Source organism: Legionella clemsonensis (assembly GCF_002240035.1).
Lineage (GTDB): Bacteria > Pseudomonadota > Gammaproteobacteria > Legionellales > Legionellaceae > Tatlockia > Tatlockia clemsonensis.
The window spans coordinates 1,261,858-1,278,713 of record NZ_CP016397.1 but is presented as its reverse complement, the minus strand read 5'-3'; the positions used below and the strand labels follow the sequence as shown (position 1 = coordinate 1,278,713).

Below are 16,856 nucleotides of genomic sequence, written 5' to 3'. Positions count from 1 at the left end.
TCGCCTAGGGTTCTATAATTATAATTGACTGGTATAACGATAAGTCCTGTTTTCATTGTAGTATTGAAAAACTTCTTTTTTCTCCAGCTCCACTTTAGCCAAGGGATCATCCAATAGTTTATCGATAGAACGGACTGTTAAGGCCAAATGCCTATTTAACCAGTCAAAATAATTATTAATTTTATCTGGAAATTCTTCGGCAAGCTCGATCATGGAATCACAGTGATAAACAATTGCCTTTGCAATATCCCGATTTTCTAATTCGAATCCAAGACGGGAGCTTATTATTTTTATAAATGCATCTGGAGAAGAGAGGGTAAGATTAGAAAGAAAATAGGGCTTTTTTAACAGATATTCCGCCAGTTTCGTCATAAACTCAATTTCTCTTATCTGACTAAGCATTACAGTGACCTGTTTTTCAGGTTCAAGAGAGGTAAACTCCGTACCAACTTTAGATGAAAGCCATGAAATAAAATCATTTCCCGGCTGAGGGGTAAAAATTGTAAACTGAAAATAGGGGTATCCCCTGCCCTTTGTCCTCGGTAAATCCCAAGTAATAAATGATCCATTGGCTTGTGCTAATGCTTCCATTTTTAGCTTAACGATATACCCTTCCACGTAATTTTCAATAATGGGAAGCGCTAATTGTATAGCCGCAGTTAATTCTCGTAACGAGAGAGAGGGACCATTTTTATAATTTTCCAATGCTTGTTTAAGTTTTTGTACTGATGGATGAAGGTATTCTCCTGTTCTTCTCGTCGTTTGCAGCTCAAACATGTAAGCTAAAGATTCCTCTAATGCCACTAATGGGTCTTTCATTACACTTCCTTTCCCTGCCTCCTATTTTTAAACTTAGTTCAAAAATTTTTATTTACCAAATTGATTACTGTTCAGGGATGAGTGACGGTATAAATTCTTTAATTTTAAGAAACCTTAAGAGAAGATAACCTTGACGTTATTGTTATTCTTATCGTCAAGGTTATTATTTTAGTAATTGCTTGTGCCAGAGTTAGAACCAGTATCAGAATCTCCATTAGTAGTATTGGTTGTGGTTCCCATATCATTATTGCTACCACTTGTGCCCATGCCAGAATTAGTGCCATCAGTACTGGGGCTGGTATCAGTAGTACTGGGTTCAGTTGGAATAGTATTTCCGTCAGCAGGTATAGCACTTGGGGTGGTTGGATCCATACCTGGTGTAGTACCTGGTGTAGTACCTGTAGTTGTCGCATCGCCCGGTGTAGAGGTGTCTGTTGGCATGCCGGTTGTAGTGCCTTGCTCCATTGTGCTGCTGTCTCCGTCTACAGAAGTTGAGCCTGTTGCAGTGGCCATATCCTCATGATTAACCGTAAGGGGACTGTCCGTAGTAAGGCTCGTATCAAACGGATCACTCACTGGGCCGCTGTCCTCAGTTGAGGTTACTGTAGGACTGCTTTCATCGGTAGCAGTAGAATCTGTTGCAGTTCCTGGATCACTGCTGGCTAGTTGAGTAGTTGCCTGGCTCTCCTGATTTGCTGATGGACTTCGTTGTTGAGAGTCAGGGTTGAGGGAATTGATGTTAGCGTTTGCGAACATCGTTACCCCAAATGTTGCTAGCAAAATTGAAACTATTTTTTTCATGACGCTCTCCTTCGCATTAGTATTTTATTACTGCTATCTATTAAATTCTTTCATTTACAATCCCAGTATAGATGAACTACCAAAATTTTTTAGGGTAAATTGTTAAAATTTTTTGCAGTTATTTGATCAAGAAGGAGTTAATACTACGATGAAATAAGAGGTGTTTTAGGAAACACAATTTGGCTTTATATCTGTAAAATTCCGCGGCCTTATCCTTAATTCCTTTTAAGAAAGATCATTCCCTTAAAAGGTAAGGCCCTAACTATAAATATAGACGATTCTTTTCTAATCTGCCAGTTATACAAGCTTCTTACCAGAGCAAGATCATGCCATTGAAGTTGATTAAAATTGCGATCAAACCCTAGGCCTCATTGCGAGAAGCATAGCAATGTTGAATGGGTAGTTTTACCCATAGCAACTTAATGACACTACATGTACAATTAATGATCACTTAGTGTTAGATTGAGCGGTCTCTTATGTTATCTGCAGATAAAGAATTCCTAACTAATCTTCTAAAAGAAACAGCACTTTTATTAATGGATGATATTACCCCTCATGATTACGCAAGTCTTAAATTTCAAATTATTAATCAAGAGTTACGGGATGAACTAAAAAAGCTCAACGAATTATTGGAAAATAAACCTGAACAATTTGCAGAGCACTTCAGAGTACTATGTAAAGAACGGGCTAAGCGTAATGAAGAGAGCTGCCTTAGTTTTTTTGCTCTTCCATTCGGTTACTGTAATAGGCTCTACTGGCAAATCGCAGAACGTTTGTTTAAACCTAAAACGCTTGGGGAAATGTTCAAGCTACTCCTTTCTGATAATGTTAATGTGATCACTCCTGAGTTTCTTCTGGATTTACCCACCTCTCGTCCAATTAGTGAACAAATAATAGCCGCATTAAAAAATCCAGTCGCCAGACTCCATGAAGGAGCCTTATCTGTGTTGGAAACTGAAGAGAGTCCTCCAACCATTGAACGGCTTACACAATTTGTAATGACAGAAAAGAGTCTTTTTGATGTCAACAACCTTGTGCTGTTTAAATTTACACATCATCAGGCTCTATTCAAAACACTACGGGAAGAAAAACCAGCATTGATAGACAAGTTATACCAACATAATCACGACTTCCAAACGCTCTACAAACAAATGCTGATTGTCAATAACAAAGGACAATCACCTTACGAAGAAATTAAACTCTTAATTCGAGAATTAACACTGGGCGGTGAGCGCTTTACGGGGGGACTCTATGCCAGCGTCAGAGCGCAGGTAGCTTATACTGAATTTCTTTCCTATTTAAATTCCCTACCTCCAATCCTTAAATCCTCTCTAATGACTCTAAAAACAGCGAATAATATTACTTTTAGTGAAATTTTAGACGACCTGAATAAAGGAGATTGCGTCGAAACAGCAGCAAAGCATCTGCAAGGTATTCTGGATAATTCTGTTAATCATACTGTTTTAAATACCAAACCCTATCTTACTCAGGAGGAAAGAGAGGCAATTAACAGTCAATATGGCAAAAAAGCACTGCCTACCATGGGGAGAGATTCCACTAATGAGTTGCCCCACGATTATTTATGCGCTCTTTTAGGCCACATTAAAATTGAGGATGAGTTGGTCTATCTGGATTTATTAATCGCTTTCCCTCCCAGCTATTATGACTCTTTATTAAAGTTTGCCCAAATTAACTGCCAACCTACCTTGCCGCAAGCACTTTTGAAGATGCTAAAAACCGGGATACTCAATAATGAGCAGTTATCAGCTTTAAACGAGGCTGTAAAAAATAATGTCAACAAACTCGGCCTTATTGCGTCACTGAACTATGCTATAAAATTAGAAAATTATGACTTGTTAACGGCTTTACTTTCCACATCACCCCCCCAGAGACTGACTACATTTAATACATTTCATAAGCATGAATATCCTCTATTGAAGAGGATATGTGAAAATTCAAAAGCTTGGGAAATTATTATCTCTGTTTGGCCCACTGCCGAAAAATCGCTAAACGCTTTTCGGCTACGTTATTTGCTGGAACAAAACAAATCCTACCCAAAGAAAATTGCCAATCTTTTAGCAAAGCTCTCTGAAAGTGAACTTCTGGAAATTGTCAATATAAAAGATATTGACGGAAACAATTTGTTGCAATCGGTATGTTATCGTACAGCATCACTTATAACCATTCTTAAACTATTGCCAGAAGACAAGCGTATTTCTGTAGTTTTTGAGCAGAATAACGAAGGAAATAATCTTTTACATCGGATTGATCCAAGTTTTCTAAAAGGAATTTTAAATCTTCTACCGGAAAATAATCGCTGGACTGCTCTCACTAATAAAAATAGCAATGATTGTATTGTTCTTGAGCGGCTTGCTCTAGATCAAATAATTGATCTTTTAGATTTATTACCTCACGAAAAACGATTAGAGGTATTTACTTATAAAAGTAACAATGATTTTGGTGAGATAAAATACTCCGATTTATTAAAAATTTTACCCTTATTACCTGAAAGCGATCGAGTTTATATCCTCTATCAAAAAATTGAGCTGCTTGCTCTCAATGAAATTATTAATCTTTTGCACCTATTGCCTCAAGAAAAGCGATTGGCGGTACTTACTTATGTTAATGCTCATCTTGGTAAGATAACACCTTCTGATTTATTAAAAATTTTACTCTTACTCCCTGAAAACGATCGAACTCCTCTTCTCTGGCAGAAATATGAAGAAACTGCCCTACTTGCCTGCCTGTATTCAGAGAGTGTTTCACCACAAGCGATTATGGCGATTCTTCGCTTATTACCCAAAGACAGGCGCCTTTCAATCATCCTTAAGGAAAATAATGAAGGAAAAAATCTTTTACGTTTTTTAAATATTACGGACTGCATTGAATTATTGAAATTGCTTCCAGAGAAAGATCGCTTTATTGCCCTAACCAGCACACAAAAAGATGACTTTACCTTGCTAGAAAAAAGCGCAGCATCACTAGCGCCCCTAAAACCAGTGTTAGAACTGTTACCTGAAGAAAAACGGTTAACTGCAATCCTGACAGTCGCTGAACAGAACAAGCCTTGTCTTGACTTGATTTTAGAGGAACGACATCTCTCCCTCTTGGAAATACTACCTGAAGAAGAACGATTAGAAGCCATAACGCGTCTTAAAAAAATCCCTCGCTATCAACATTATGCGTCCAATTTTTCTTGCTTGGAAAAAAAGTTACTATTATTACCCGAAAAGCATCGAGTTTCGTTACTCAAAGAATATTATCAGGATCCTCGCCTCTCCCATGCTACAAATTCGGAAGAACTTACAAGACTCCTGAATTTATTATCTCAAGATCAACGAGAGGAGGTATTGTTTTTAACGGTAGAAAATAATTATTTCATAGCAAATTCTTGTCGCGTTATAGATTATGTAACTGAAGAGGATATAAATACAATTTTAGCCACATTATCCAAAAATAGACGACTAAATGCCTTACTCGCAAAAAATGACAACGGCCAATGTCTTCTTGATTGGCTCCAAAAGCCACATTGCCTATTCGCTCTTCATGCAATACTACCCAAGGATGATTGGTTGCAAGCTATTGAATATATGAATAAAAACCACCGATTTTGGTTAGATTACGCGGTTAAATTTGTAGGTTCAACTAATCATAGGCTTGCTGATTTAGGGGCAAATGACGTTGAAGCCCTGCAAACCATTTTGTCAATACTGCCTGAAATTCCCTCTGTAAAAATTAAGAGTACCAACAACGAACTGGTGTCTTTGATTGAGTTGCATCTACAAATAAAACGACTAAAAAGGCATGGTAATAAGTTACAAGAAGAAAGTAAGCCTGGTAGTCGTGATCGTCTGGAAGGAGAAAAAGCCACAAAACTTGCGGAAAAATTTGAAGATTTAACCCTTCAATTTATGACTGCTAAAAATACCGACAATCCTGAACAACTCCAAAGAATTAAAAACGCCTTTAAAGCCACTTTCGAGTCCGGTTATCGGGAAATGAAAACTCACCGTATCCTCTGGAGGCCTATTCTTGCCAATATAGCCATCGCGGCTACAGGAGTTGGACTTTTGGTTATCCTAGCCAAATATTTAACCACAGGTAGCGCCTTTTTTGCTTCGACTACGCGTCAAAAAATGGTCAATGCAATTAATCAACAATTTGATTCGTTCACTCTCCAGGAAGGACAATATATACAGTTAGCTAAAGTTTCTATGTAGGTAAAATTACCCATATAGAAATAATACGGGCATATTGTATACTATTAGAACAAATGTATTGTATTGGTCGTTGCATGTCCCCTGAAGATACCACGCTTTTAACAGAGCTATTAAAAGAAAAAAGAGCGTTAAAGATTGATGAAACGACTCCTCTTGACTACGCAAGCCTTAAATCCCAAATTATTAATCAAGAGTTACAAAATGAACTCGAAAAATTAAGTCAGTTGCTAGAAGAGATCCTGAGCAATTTAAAGAAGCCTTTAAATTGCTGTGCAAAGAACGAGCTACGCGTAATGAAGGGACCTGTCTTAGTTTTTTGCCTTTCCAACGGGCGAATGCAATAAGTTTTATTGGCAAATTGCAGAACATTTATTTCAGCCTAAAACTTTAGGAGACATGCTTAAGTTATTGCTTCCCGATAACATAAACTTAATTATTCCAGAGTTTTACTTAGATATTCCATCGAATTCCAGTAGCGAGGAAATAAAAGCTGCTTTAAAAAGTCCATCCATTCGACTCGATGAAAAATCATTGTCTTTACTGGATCAATTGCCTGACATTCAGCAGCTGACACAATTTGTTATGGTTGAAAACTCTCTTTTTGATTTAAATAATATTACCAGGTTTAAATTTGTGCATCATCAAGCTTTATTTAAAGTATTGCAGAAAAAACCCACTCTGAGAAACTCTATCAGCACAATAGATCATTACAAACGCTTCGTCATCACTTAATGACAATAAATCAATCCCTTTATGAAGCGATTAAACACTTATCTCAAGAGTTAGAATTAGGAGGTGAACGCTACACAGGTCAAGTGTATGCTTCAGTGGGTGCGCAAGTAGCTTATACTGAATTTATTGCTTATTTAAATTCCTTACCGCCTCAACTGCAATCTGATCTAATGGAGTTAAAAACCTCTTCAGGTATTACCTTAGGTCATATTATAAAGGATTTAAATAATCGAGAATGTATTGAAACAGCATCCAGCAATCTAAAAGAGCTTTTAAATAATCCTCTGAATAAAACTGTTCTACACACCAGACCTCATTTGACTCAGGAACAAATAGATACTATTAAAAATAAATATGGCAAAAAACGATTATTCATTGAAGGTAGCGAACCTGGTATTATTCTTCCAAAGGAATATCTCGCTACCCATTTGGGTCGTATTGAAATTAATAATGGTACTGATTATTTAAATTTCTTAGTGGCCTTTCCTCCAAATTGTTATGACTCGTTATTTAAATTCGCTAAAATTAATTGTCAACCTTCTATTCCAAATGAACTTTTGGATGCTATTGATTCTGGTGCAATTAACAGCGAGCAATTGTCAGCCCTAAATGAGGCAATAAGCCAATATTAATAAAATTGGCATCACTAATGCACTGACTTACTCCCTCTGTACTGAGAATAATGATTTACTAACCTTTTGTCTTTCCCAGTGGTCAGAAAAACAACTTATTGAGTTTTTTCAAACGACTATTGAGGGAGCAACGTTATTAATACACGCAAAGAAATCACCAATTATTGAAAAAATTATTTTTCTATTCAGCCTCAAGCAGAAATAAAACTCAAATCGCTTCAGCTCCGTCATTTATTAGCCAGCGAAATAGACTCTCCTGCCCAGCTATCTCGTTATATGGAATCAATACCAGAAGATGGAAGAATAAAAAAGAGAGTCTCGATAGCAAAGAAGGAGAAAAGGCGATTTCTCTTGCAAAAAAATTTGAATCCTTAACAATTCAATTTGCAAAAGCTCACAATGAAACCAATAATGCTGATATTCAACATATTAAGGATGATTTTAGAGATGCCCTTAATCAAGGCTATCAGGACATGAAAACGCATCGCGCCCGCTGGAAACCTATTTTAGCGAATATAGCGATTGCCGCCACAGGCATTGGTCTTTTGGCTCTGATCGCAAAATATCTAAGTACAGGGAGTACCTTTTTTTCTGCTACCAATCGTCAAAAGATGGTCAACTCCATTGATCAAACTTTTGATTCTTTGTCGCCTTCTAATCAAAATAAAGGGAGCTAAACGAAAATTTTACTTTGCAATTAGTCATTCCCGACCTTTGCAGAATTGTGTAGTAACCTTGATGCAGCGCAGCGTAATCAAAGGAATAACGCTTTTAAAACCTTACGCTACGCTTCACAATTAAGGCTACTCAGCTCGCCTACGCCAGGTAGTACCGTTAGGGCCGTCCTCCAAATCAATTCCTTGATTTGTAAGCAAAGTACGAATTTCATCAGCTCGCGCCCAATTTCGAGCTGTCCTTGCTTCAAGTCTTTCCTGAATTAATTGTTCAATTTGTTCTTTTTCCTGATCATCAAGTCCTGCTTGTAAAAATGCATCAGGTGGACTTTGTAGCAGTCCCAAGAGTGAAGCCATATGCTTTAACGTGCTCGCCAGTTTAGGGGAACTCGTTTTATTAATTTCATGACTTAACTGAAACAGAACAGCCAATGCAACTGGGGTATTGAAGTCATCATCCATGGCCTGATTGAATTGTTGAAGCCAAAATTCATCCATTTCATTATTAACGGTTGGCACATCCTTTAGCGATTGATAAAGTCTTGTCAGAGCTTTACCAGCATTAGATAAATTTTCTTCCGAATAATTTAGTGCACTGCGATAATGACTGCTTAAGAGAAAATAACGAACAACTTCAGGATGATACTGTTGTAGCACATCTTCAATGGTAAAAAAATTGCCTACTGATTTGGCCATTTTCTCATTGTTTACTTGTAGCATCCCTACGTGCATCCAATAATTGGCAAAAGTTTTTCCACTGGCAGCCTCACTTTGAGCGATTTCATTTTCATGATGAGGGAACTGCAGATCTGAACCACCACCATGAATATCAAATTGCTCGCCTAATTCATGCATTGCCATGGCAGAACATTCAATATGCCACCCAGGACGTCCTTCACCCCAGGGTGACGACCAGCTAGGCTCACCTGGCTTTGCCTTTTTCCATAACACAAAATCCAGTGGCGATCGCTTTTCTTTCACCACCTCAACACGAGCACCAGCCATTAGCCCCTCTAGATCCTTATGGGATAGCTTGCCATACCCTTTAAAATTTTCGACCTCATAGCAGACATCACCATTTTCACTAACATAAGCATAGCCATTCTCAATTAACTGTTGTATCAACGTTATAATGGACTCGATATGTGCTGTTGCTCTGGGTTCTATATCTGGCGGTAAGATATTTAAAGCCCTGGTATCCTTATGCAGCGCTTGAATATATTGCGAGGTTAATTCCTCAATGGAAATACTTCGCTCATTGGCTCGAGCAATAATTTTGTCATCAATATCAGTGATGTTACGAACATAAGTTACTTTATAACCCTGGGAGCGTAAGTAGCGCACGATAACATCAAAGCAAACCATTGAACGAGCATGTCCAAGATGACAACGATCATAAACTGTCATCCCACAGACATAGATACCAATTTTACCTGGTTGTATTGATTTGAATGGTTCTTTGGTTCGTGTTAACGAATTATAAAGATGTAACATCACCGCCCCTTTAGCTTATTTTTCCCCAAGTGTCTTTAAGACCTACAACACGATGAAAACGACGTACCTGCCCATTTTCAACGTCATTTACACAATAGTAACCCAGGCGTTCAAATTGAAAAACTTCACCAGATGGCTGTATAGCCAGGGAAGGCTCGCACAAGGCTTGTTTAATTTCCAAAGAATTTTCATTAAGGAACTGCAGAAAATCATCTTCTCTTGCCGGATTAGCATCAGTAAATAATCGGTCGTATTGCAAAATGGTTACGGGATGCGCTTCTTTACACGAGACCCAATGAATAACACCTTTTACCTTCCTATCAACCGGGTTTTTCCCTAAAGTATTTTCATCATAAGTACAACGCAGCTCAATAATTTTACCCTCTGCATCACGCACAACGTCCACACAACGAATCACATACGCCTGTCTTAAACGCACTTCTGTACCTGGAGCCAATCGAAAATAATCTTTCGGGGGATTTTCCATAAAATCAGTGCGTTCAATATAAATTTCACGGCTAAAGGGTAGAATACGTGTTGAAGACTCAGGATCTTGTGGATTAAATTTAGCCACCAATTGTTCAACTTGATCATGAGGGTAATTCTCAATGACTACTTTCAGCGGATCCAGTACACAAAGTGCTCGTTTTGCTGTCTTATTGAGCTCATTACGCACCGCTTCCTCAAGAATAGACATATCAATCACAGAATCGCTACGTGAAATGCCTATGATTTCACAAAATTGTCGAATGGCTTCGGGTGGATATCCTCGCTTACGCATACCGCGCAAAGTCGGTAATCTCGGATCATCCCAGCCAGAAACAATTTTTTTCTCAACCAAATCTCGCAATTTCCGTTTTGAAGTCACCGTATGGGACAAATTAAGACGAGCAAATTCAGTTTGTACCGGTTTTGCCGGAACGGGCAAGTTCTCAATAAACCAATCGTATAACGGACGATGATCTTGAAATTCAAGTGTACACAGAGAATGGGTTATTCTCTCCAACGCATCGGAAACTGGATGTGCGTAATCATACATGGGATAAATACACCACTTATCACCAGTGCGTTGATGATGAGCATGTCGGATGCGATAAAGTACGGGATCGCGCATATTGACATTACCTGACTGCATATCAATTTTGGCGCGCAGCACATGTTCACCGTCAGCAAATTCCCCTGCTTTCATTCGCTCAAACAATTGCAAATTTTCCTCAATGCTACGATTGCGATAAGGACTTTCACGTCCAGGCTCAAGTAGTGTTCCTCGATGAGCACGTATCTCGTCAATACTCAGACTATCGACATAAGCTTTACCTTGTTTTATTAAATAAACTGCATAATTATAAAGCTCTTGGTAATAATCTGAAGAGTGAGTAAGTTCATCCCAGCTAAAGCCCAGCCACTTCACATCATCCATAATAGCATCTACAAATTCCTGTTCTTCCTTGATAGGATTTGTATCATCAAAGCGCAGGTTACATTTACCTTTAAATTCTTCAGCCAAGCCAAAATTCAAGCAAATTGATTTGGCATGCCCAATATGTAAATAACCATTCGGCTCTGGTGGAAAACGGGTAATAATCTCTTGATGTTTACCGCTTGCTAATTCTTCAGTAATTAATTGTCTGATGAAATGGGTTCTTTTTTCACTAACGTCAGTCATGTTTTCACTCATGTTTATCTATCATTTGCCGCATCTCGCTCATCAGAGAGGCACCTGCGGCTAAAGCATTACGATCTGCATTATGCGCTTCATAAATTGTATTAATTAATGCTGCTCCGACAATAACACCATCAGCAAATTCTGCGACTTTTGCTGCCATTACAGGGGTTTTAATACCAAAGCCTATCATAAGGGGCAAATCAGTTTGTTCTTTTCGCTGTTGATACTGTTTCTTTACTTGCTCCAAATCAAAATTATCGGAACCAGTCACTCCTTTTAATGAAACATAATAAAGGTAACCCTTCCCATAAGTATTGATTAATTTCATTCGCTCATCAGAAGTAGTCGGTGAGCAAAGATAAATGCTATATAAATTATTTGATTGCCATAGTGAAGCAATTAACTCACTCTCTTCTGGCGGCAAATCCACCATAATTGTTCCATCGACACCTGCTGTTTTTGCCCTTGTCGCAAAACGTTCATACCCATATTGTTCAATGGGATTCACATAACCCATCAGTACAATAGGAGTTTGCTGATCTTTTGTGCGAAATTCTTCTATGAGAAGAAACACATCATCACAACTCACTCCCTGTGCCAATGCTCTTTCCATTGCGGCTTGAATAACTGGACCTTCCGCCATAGGATCAGAAAAGGGTATGCCTATTTCTAAAATATTAGCACCCGCTGCCACCAATTCATGCATCAAGGGAACGGTAATATCCAGCTTGGGATCACCGGCAGTGATATAGGGACTTAACATTTTTTTGCCGCTAGTCCGCAATTGTGCCAATGTTTTATCAATTCGATTCATAATTTACCTTTGCCTCAGTATTTCTGTTTTCACTTTTCGCACAATCTGCCACAGAGCCAACACCCCGTCGCTTACATTAACAAAACAGGTAAGCACTTTACAAAGATAATCCGTCAATATTGGCTACTGTATGAATATCCTTGTCCCCTCGACCTGATAAATTAACAATAATTCTTTGCGAAGGTAGCATTTTTTTCGCCAGTTTCATTGCATAAGCTACAGCATGACTTGATTCCAATGCGGGAATAATTCCTTCTATCTTCGTTAATATACGGAAGGCATCCAGCGCTTCCTCATCATTAATAGCGACATACGCTACCCGCCCGATGTCTTTTAAATAGGCATGTTCAGGACCTACCCCAGGGTAGTCAAGGCCGGCAGAAACAGAATGCGTATCTTTGATCTGACCATATTCATCACATAACAAATAGGTTCGATTTCCATGTAAAACACCTGGCTTTCCAGCAATTAATGAGGCTGCATGCTCACCAGTTTCAATGCCCTTCCCTCCAGCTTCTACACCATAAATGGCTACCGTTTGGTCATTTAAAAACGCATGAAATAATCCAATCGCATTAGAACCCCCACCTACACAGGCCACTAAGGCATCAGGTAATTGTCCAGAGGCTTCAAGCATTTGTTCACGCGCTTCCTGACCAATAATTGCCTGGAAATCTCTTACTATTTGTGGGTAAGGATGAGGACCTGCTACAGTACCAATGATATAAAATGTATCATCTACGTTGCTCACCCAATCACGCATTGCTTCATTTAACGCATCTTTTAATGTTCTGGAGCCTGCTGTCACTGGAATTACTTCAGCCCCCAATAGCTTCATGCGATAAACATTAATGGCTTGTCTTTTAATGTCTTCAGAGCCCATGTAAACTACACATTTTAAACCGAGTTTGGCAGCCACGGTGGCAGAGGCAACACCATGCTGACCTGCACCGGTTTCAGCAATAATTCTTGTTTTTCCCATTCGCCTGGCAAGTAAAGCCTGCCCTACCGTGTTATTAATCTTGTGTGCACCGGTATGATTTAAATCTTCGCGCTTTAAATAAATTTGAGCCCCACCCACTTGGGTGCTTAAATGTTTGGCATAATACAGTGGTGTTGGTCTTCCTACATATTCACGCAACTCAGCCGTTAATTCAGCCATGAACGCAGGCTCTTGCGCATATTTCTGATAGGCTTCCTGTAATTGTTGCAACGCATGCATCAAAGTATCGGCCACAAAAATACCACCATATTGGCCAAAATGGCCGCGATTATCCGGGAGTTTTATTTCACTCATCCTTTACCCCACAATGCGTTAACAAACTGATTCATTTTTTCATGATCCTTAATACCCGGAGATGCTTCCACACCACTACAAACGTCCACTGCATAAAATGAATGTTCTTTTGCTGCCTTTTCGATATTCTCAGCAGTTAAACCACCCGCTAAAATAAGAGGCTTTATTAGCGTGTCGGGAATAACATTCCAATCAAACATCTTGCCTGTACCCCCATGAGAGACTGATGGTGTGTCCAGTAAAATGGCTGATGCTTCTGTATGCTCTAAACACTTCTTAGCAATAAAATCCGGTGAGAGGGCCTGTATTGCTTTAATATAAGGCTTTTTAAATCCGGTGCAAAATCTTGCCGATTCATTGCCATGAAACTGTAGATAATGAACTGGCAACTCTTTAATAATTTGCTGCACAAGAGAAACATCCGGGTTAACCAGCACAGCCACTATATTTAAAAAGGCAGGTACCTGATGTATTAACTGCTTTGCCTGTTCAATCGAAATGTAGCGCGGGCTTTTGGGATAAAATATAAAGCCAATAGCATCAACACCTAATGCTGCTGCATAGGCTATGTCCTGTGCACGTGTCATGCCACACATTTTTACCCGTAGCCGATTTGCCAACTAACGCTCCCACAAAAATAAAGGTCCTGGACTTGATTGTATTACACCGAATTCTTTTGGGTAAGCAACTGCTACCAAGTATAAACCATAAGGTGGCGCTGTTTCAGCACCCAAACGCCTGTCTTTCGCTTGCAAAACCTCTCTCACCCAGCTCACCGGCTTTTTGCCAGAACCGACAGCAATTAATACACCTGCAATATTTCTCACCATGTGGTGAAGAAAAGCATTGGCAGTGATATCAATCATCACCAGATCACCAGTACGAGTGATTTGTAAATTATGCACATTCCGCATGGGAGTATTTGATTGACATTCTATTGACCGAAAAGAAGTATAATCATTTTCTCCCAATAAGCAGCGACTGGCTTCTTGCATGGCATGATGATCAAGCTGGCGGTATTGCCAGGTGACACTACTACGTAAAAGTGCTGGTCTTATTGGCGCATTGTAAATCACATAACGATAACGTCGCGATAAGGCGGAATAGCGCGCATGAAAACTATCCGGCATTTCTCTTCCCCATTTGACACAAACATCTTTTGGTAAAAAAGAATTAGCGCCATGAATCCATGAACGAATGGTTCGCTGTTTTTCACAATCAAAATGAATAATCTGGTTTGTAGCATGCACACCTGTATCGGTTCTACCTGCGCAGATAACACTAACTTCGCTGTCAGCTACCTTTGTCAAAGCATCTTCAAGAACTTGCTGAACCGTATGCAGGCCTGTTTGCGCTTGCCAGCCATGATATTGGCTACCATCGTATTCAACCCCTAAGGCAATACGCATGACCATTTCCTGCTAAAAACGGCCAATGTATAACACCAAAATACGTTTGTCTAGGGGTGTTGATGCAACAAATAGAAATGTATTATTGCATAGGAATCATTGCATTAATGGATTGGCTATTTCATAATCCTTACAAACTTATGGTGTTCCTGACTATGACTGCAACTTTATTAGATGGTAATCTCGTCTCTTCCAAGTTAAAACAAGAAATTAAACTTGCTGTTGCTGAAATGATCAGTCAAGGGAAACCTGTCCCCGGGCTTGCTGTTATCCTTGTTGGAAATGATCCTGCCTCTCATATTTATGTCAATAACAAACGAAAAGCCTGTTCTGAAGTGGGATTTAAGTCTTATGCTTTTGATTTGCCTGCAGCAACCACAGAAGAAGAATTAATCAGTCTAATTGAGCAGTTAAATAATTCACCAGAAATAGATGGTATTCTCGTACAACTTCCCTTACCGGAAACAATTGACCCTAACAAAATAACTGAATACATTTCTCCTCAAAAAGATATCGATGGGTTTCATCCCTACAATATGGGGCGTTTAACACTACGTAACCCCTTGTTAAGACCCTGCACACCCTATGGAATCATCAATTTACTGGACTATTATCACATTCCACTCGAAGGCAAACATACGGTTGTTATCGGTGCATCAAATATTGTAGGTCGCCCCATGGCAATGGAATTTTTACTGGCTGCAGCCACTGTAACCGTATGTCATCGTTTTACAGAAAATCTGGAAAACTATGTGCAAATGGCGGATATTTTAGTGGTAGCTACAGGCATTCGCGATGTGATTGATGTATCCTGGTTAAATCCAACACAGGTCGTAGTGGATGTGGGAATCCATCGATTGCCCAATGGAAAATTGAGAGGTGATGTCGATTTTGAGAGCGCTAAATCGAGAGTAGGATGGATTACGCCTGTACCAGGTGGCGTAGGACCGATGACAATCGCTGTCTTACTGCAGAATACTTTATTTGCAGCAAGACAGTTACGAAGCGAATCATTAACGCTCTAACTCATCCCAATCAAACTCACCATCCAACTCATCTTCTAATTCTTCCCTTAAACGTTTACGCTCAAGCTTATCTTCAAGCATTTTGCGAACTCGTTTTTTATGATCCAAGTCTTCGCTATTTTCTTCCTCATAGGAGTAATCTGAAAAGGAATTGGTCTCTTCATATTCTCTAGGAAAGCCCATAATTTATCTCCATTGCTCCTTTAAAACACAATCTAAGTATAGTGCATATATTGGCGATATTTTTTAGTCCGTTATCCTGGGTAGCGAAGAATCCTCAATAGGGATAGGGTTCTATTTGCAGCGCTCCTTGATGCGGCTTTGCCGCATTCTGGATGAGAGGTAAATAGATAAAGACTCCATCCTGAAAGTGACATAGTCGCTTGGAATGTTTATAATTTCGGCTTTTACACCTCATTATTTCTTATGCTTAGCTATCAACACGGCTATCATGCCGGTAATTTTGCTGATGTTGTAAAACACGCTACGCTTTGTCGTATCCTTACTTATCTCGTGAAAAAAGAAAAACCCTTGTTTTATCTTGAAACACATTCAGGGAAAGGACGTTACGATTTAAAAGATTCCCAGGCTAGGAAGACGGGTGAATCTCAGCAAGGCATTAAACTGCTATGGCAACATAAACACCATTTATCCCCCCTGTTTACACCTTACATAAAGTGCATCGACTTTCTTAATAATTCTTCTGAGTTACGTTTTTATCCCGGTTCGCCGCTAGTAGCAATTGAACTTTTGCGAGCACAGGATCGCTTGTATTGTTGCGAGCTACATCCTCGCGAATTTGAACAACTCAACACATTATCTCATCCAGGAAAACGTGTCTTTTTTAGCCACAGTGATGGCATAGCTGCATTGCACGCCTTATTACCACCACCTGAACGCCGGGGAATTATCTTTCTCGATCCCTCTTATGAAATCAAAGAAGAATACAAAACTATCCCTAAAGCTCTTAGACTGGCGTATCAGCAATTTTCCACAGGTACTTTTTGCCTTTGGTATCCGCTGGTAGAAAGTAGATTGCATCAGCAGCTTCTACGAGGGCTGGAAACTATTGGCGCTCAAAATACAATACGAATTGAATTTAATTGGACCTGCATGAATGAAAAAGGTATGACAGGATGTGGTTTATGGATTATTAATCCTCCCTACACCCTCAAAGAAGAAATGAATACTATCCTGGGACAGTTGCAGGCCTTCTTTAATCCCGGTGATTCTTCTTTTATTATTGATAAATAGCCTCCTGTATTAATCAATT

The 16,856-nt window shown here is 39.2% G+C and carries 16 protein-coding genes; 7 read left to right on the top strand and 9 right to left on the bottom strand.

The window, feature by feature from the left end; genetic code table 11:
• Window positions 1–18 precede the first annotated feature (18 nt).
• Window positions 19–819 (bottom strand): hypothetical protein, encoded by an 801-nt coding sequence (locus tag clem_RS05525; RefSeq protein WP_094090715.1) that lies wholly within the window; start codon window positions 817–819, stop codon window positions 19–21.
• Window positions 820–987: 168 nt separating this feature from the next.
• On the bottom strand, window positions 988–1,620 hold the full coding sequence (locus clem_RS05520) for a hypothetical protein (protein ID WP_094090714.1): 633 nt from the start codon (window positions 1,618–1,620) through the stop codon (window positions 988–990).
• Between the two features lie 476 nt (window positions 1,621–2,096).
• Here clem_RS05520 and clem_RS05515 point away from each other — a divergent pair, with 476 nt between their 5' ends.
• From clem_RS05515 to clem_RS05495, 5 genes are all read left to right on the top strand, one after another.
• Window positions 2,097–5,840, top strand: a complete 3,744-nt coding sequence (locus clem_RS05515) for a hypothetical protein (protein ID WP_094090713.1) — start codon at window positions 2,097–2,099, stop codon at window positions 5,838–5,840.
• Window positions 5,841–5,914: 74 nt separating this feature from the next.
• Entirely contained in the window at window positions 5,915–6,184 is a 270-nt protein-coding gene (locus clem_RS05510) for a hypothetical protein (RefSeq protein ID WP_094090712.1), read from the top strand.
• Window positions 6,185–6,236: 52 nt separating this feature from the next.
• Complete coding sequence (locus tag clem_RS05505; protein ID WP_094090711.1) at window positions 6,237–6,572, top strand: hypothetical protein; 336 nt, start codon at window positions 6,237–6,239, stop codon at window positions 6,570–6,572.
• Window positions 6,572–7,204 carry a hypothetical protein gene (locus clem_RS05500; RefSeq protein WP_094090710.1) on the top strand — a complete coding sequence of 211 codons (633 nt, stop codon included), beginning with the start codon at window positions 6,572–6,574 and terminating at the stop codon, window positions 7,202–7,204. Before clem_RS05505 ends, clem_RS05500 begins: the two co-directional genes overlap by 1 nt.
• 164 nt (window positions 7,205–7,368) lie before the next feature.
• Window positions 7,369–7,881, top strand: a complete 513-nt coding sequence (locus tag clem_RS05495; protein ID WP_094090709.1) for a hypothetical protein — start codon at window positions 7,369–7,371, stop codon at window positions 7,879–7,881.
• Window positions 7,882–8,007: 126 nt separating this feature from the next.
• On the opposite strand, the gene cysS is transcribed toward clem_RS05495, so the two are convergent.
• The 6 genes from cysS to truA all read right to left on the bottom strand — a co-directional run bounded on the left by cysS (window position 8,008) and on the right by truA (window position 14,558).
• Window positions 8,008–9,372 carry a cysteine--tRNA ligase gene (gene cysS, locus clem_RS05490; protein ID WP_094090708.1) on the bottom strand — a complete coding sequence of 455 codons (1,365 nt, stop codon included), beginning with the start codon at window positions 9,370–9,372 and terminating at the stop codon, window positions 8,008–8,010.
• A 10-nt stretch (window positions 9,373–9,382) separates the two neighbouring features.
• Window positions 9,383–11,038, bottom strand: coding sequence for a glutamine--tRNA ligase/YqeY domain fusion protein (locus clem_RS05485; RefSeq protein ID WP_094092278.1), 1,656 nt, complete (start codon window positions 11,036–11,038; stop codon window positions 9,383–9,385).
• Window positions 11,039–11,042: 4 nt separating this feature from the next.
• A complete protein-coding gene (trpA, locus tag clem_RS05480) occupies window positions 11,043–11,852 on the bottom strand; it encodes a tryptophan synthase subunit alpha (protein WP_094090707.1) in 810 nt (269 codons plus the stop codon).
• A gap of 97 nt (window positions 11,853–11,949) precedes the next feature.
• Window positions 11,950–13,149, bottom strand: coding sequence for a tryptophan synthase subunit beta (trpB, locus tag clem_RS05475; protein WP_094090706.1), 1,200 nt, complete (start codon window positions 13,147–13,149; stop codon window positions 11,950–11,952).
• Window positions 13,146–13,745, bottom strand: coding sequence for a phosphoribosylanthranilate isomerase (locus clem_RS05470; protein ID WP_094090705.1), 600 nt, complete (start codon window positions 13,743–13,745; stop codon window positions 13,146–13,148). The genes trpB and clem_RS05470 overlap by 4 nt, the downstream gene beginning before the upstream one ends.
• Window positions 13,746–13,769: 24 nt before the next feature.
• Complete coding sequence (truA, locus tag clem_RS05465; RefSeq protein WP_094090704.1) at window positions 13,770–14,558, bottom strand: tRNA pseudouridine(38-40) synthase TruA; 789 nt, start codon at window positions 14,556–14,558, stop codon at window positions 13,770–13,772.
• Between the two features lie 155 nt (window positions 14,559–14,713).
• On the opposite strand from truA, the gene folD reads away from it, so the two are divergent.
• Window positions 14,714–15,583, top strand: a complete 870-nt coding sequence (gene folD / locus clem_RS05460; RefSeq protein ID WP_094092277.1) for a bifunctional methylenetetrahydrofolate dehydrogenase/methenyltetrahydrofolate cyclohydrolase FolD — start codon at window positions 14,714–14,716, stop codon at window positions 15,581–15,583.
• Here the strand turns inward: folD and clem_RS05455 are convergent.
• Window positions 15,572–15,766, bottom strand: coding sequence for a PA3496 family putative envelope integrity protein (locus clem_RS05455; protein WP_094090703.1), 195 nt, complete (start codon window positions 15,764–15,766; stop codon window positions 15,572–15,574). The genes folD and clem_RS05455 overlap by 12 nt on opposite strands.
• 243 nt (window positions 15,767–16,009) lie before the next feature.
• Here clem_RS05455 and clem_RS05450 point away from each other — a divergent pair, with 243 nt between their 5' ends.
• Window positions 16,010–16,837, top strand: a complete 828-nt coding sequence (locus clem_RS05450) for a 23S rRNA (adenine(2030)-N(6))-methyltransferase RlmJ (RefSeq protein WP_094090702.1) — start codon at window positions 16,010–16,012, stop codon at window positions 16,835–16,837.
• The last annotated feature ends 19 nt before the right edge of the window (window positions 16,838–16,856 follow it).

Bases quoted from the DNA above. Each gene is read 5' to 3' on its own strand.
- clem_RS05505 (WP_094090711.1), top strand. From the start codon at position 6,237: ATGCTTAAGTTATTGCTTCCCGATAACATAAACTTAATTATTCCAGAG.
- clem_RS05485 (WP_094092278.1), bottom strand. From the start codon at position 11,038: ATGACTGACGTTAGTGAAAAAAGAACCCATTTCATCAGACAATTAATT.
- truA (WP_094090704.1), bottom strand. From the start codon at position 14,558: ATGCGTATTGCCTTAGGGGTTGAATACGATGGTAGCCAATATCATGGC.
- cysS (WP_094090708.1), bottom strand. From the start codon at position 9,372: ATGTTACATCTTTATAATTCGTTAACACGAACCAAAGAACCATTCAAA.
- clem_RS05500 (WP_094090710.1), top strand. From the start codon at position 6,572: ATGACAATAAATCAATCCCTTTATGAAGCGATTAAACACTTATCTCAA.
- trpA (WP_094090707.1), bottom strand. From the start codon at position 11,852: ATGAATCGAATTGATAAAACATTGGCACAATTGCGGACTAGCGGCAAA.
- clem_RS05450 (WP_094090702.1), top strand. From the start codon at position 16,010: ATGCTTAGCTATCAACACGGCTATCATGCCGGTAATTTTGCTGATGTT.
- clem_RS05515 (WP_094090713.1), top strand. From the start codon at position 2,097: ATGTTATCTGCAGATAAAGAATTCCTAACTAATCTTCTAAAAGAAACA.
- clem_RS05525 (WP_094090715.1), bottom strand. From the start codon at position 819: ATGAAAGACCCATTAGTGGCATTAGAGGAATCTTTAGCTTACATGTTT.
- clem_RS05520 (WP_094090714.1), bottom strand. From the start codon at position 1,620: ATGAAAAAAATAGTTTCAATTTTGCTAGCAACATTTGGGGTAACGATG.
- folD (WP_094092277.1), top strand. From the start codon at position 14,714: ATGACTGCAACTTTATTAGATGGTAATCTCGTCTCTTCCAAGTTAAAA.
- clem_RS05470 (WP_094090705.1), bottom strand. From the start codon at position 13,745: ATGTGTGGCATGACACGTGCACAGGACATAGCCTATGCAGCAGCATTA.
- clem_RS05455 (WP_094090703.1), bottom strand. From the start codon at position 15,766: ATGGGCTTTCCTAGAGAATATGAAGAGACCAATTCCTTTTCAGATTAC.
- clem_RS05510 (WP_094090712.1), top strand. From the start codon at position 5,915: ATGTCCCCTGAAGATACCACGCTTTTAACAGAGCTATTAAAAGAAAAA.
- trpB (WP_094090706.1), bottom strand. From the start codon at position 13,149: ATGAGTGAAATAAAACTCCCGGATAATCGCGGCCATTTTGGCCAATAT.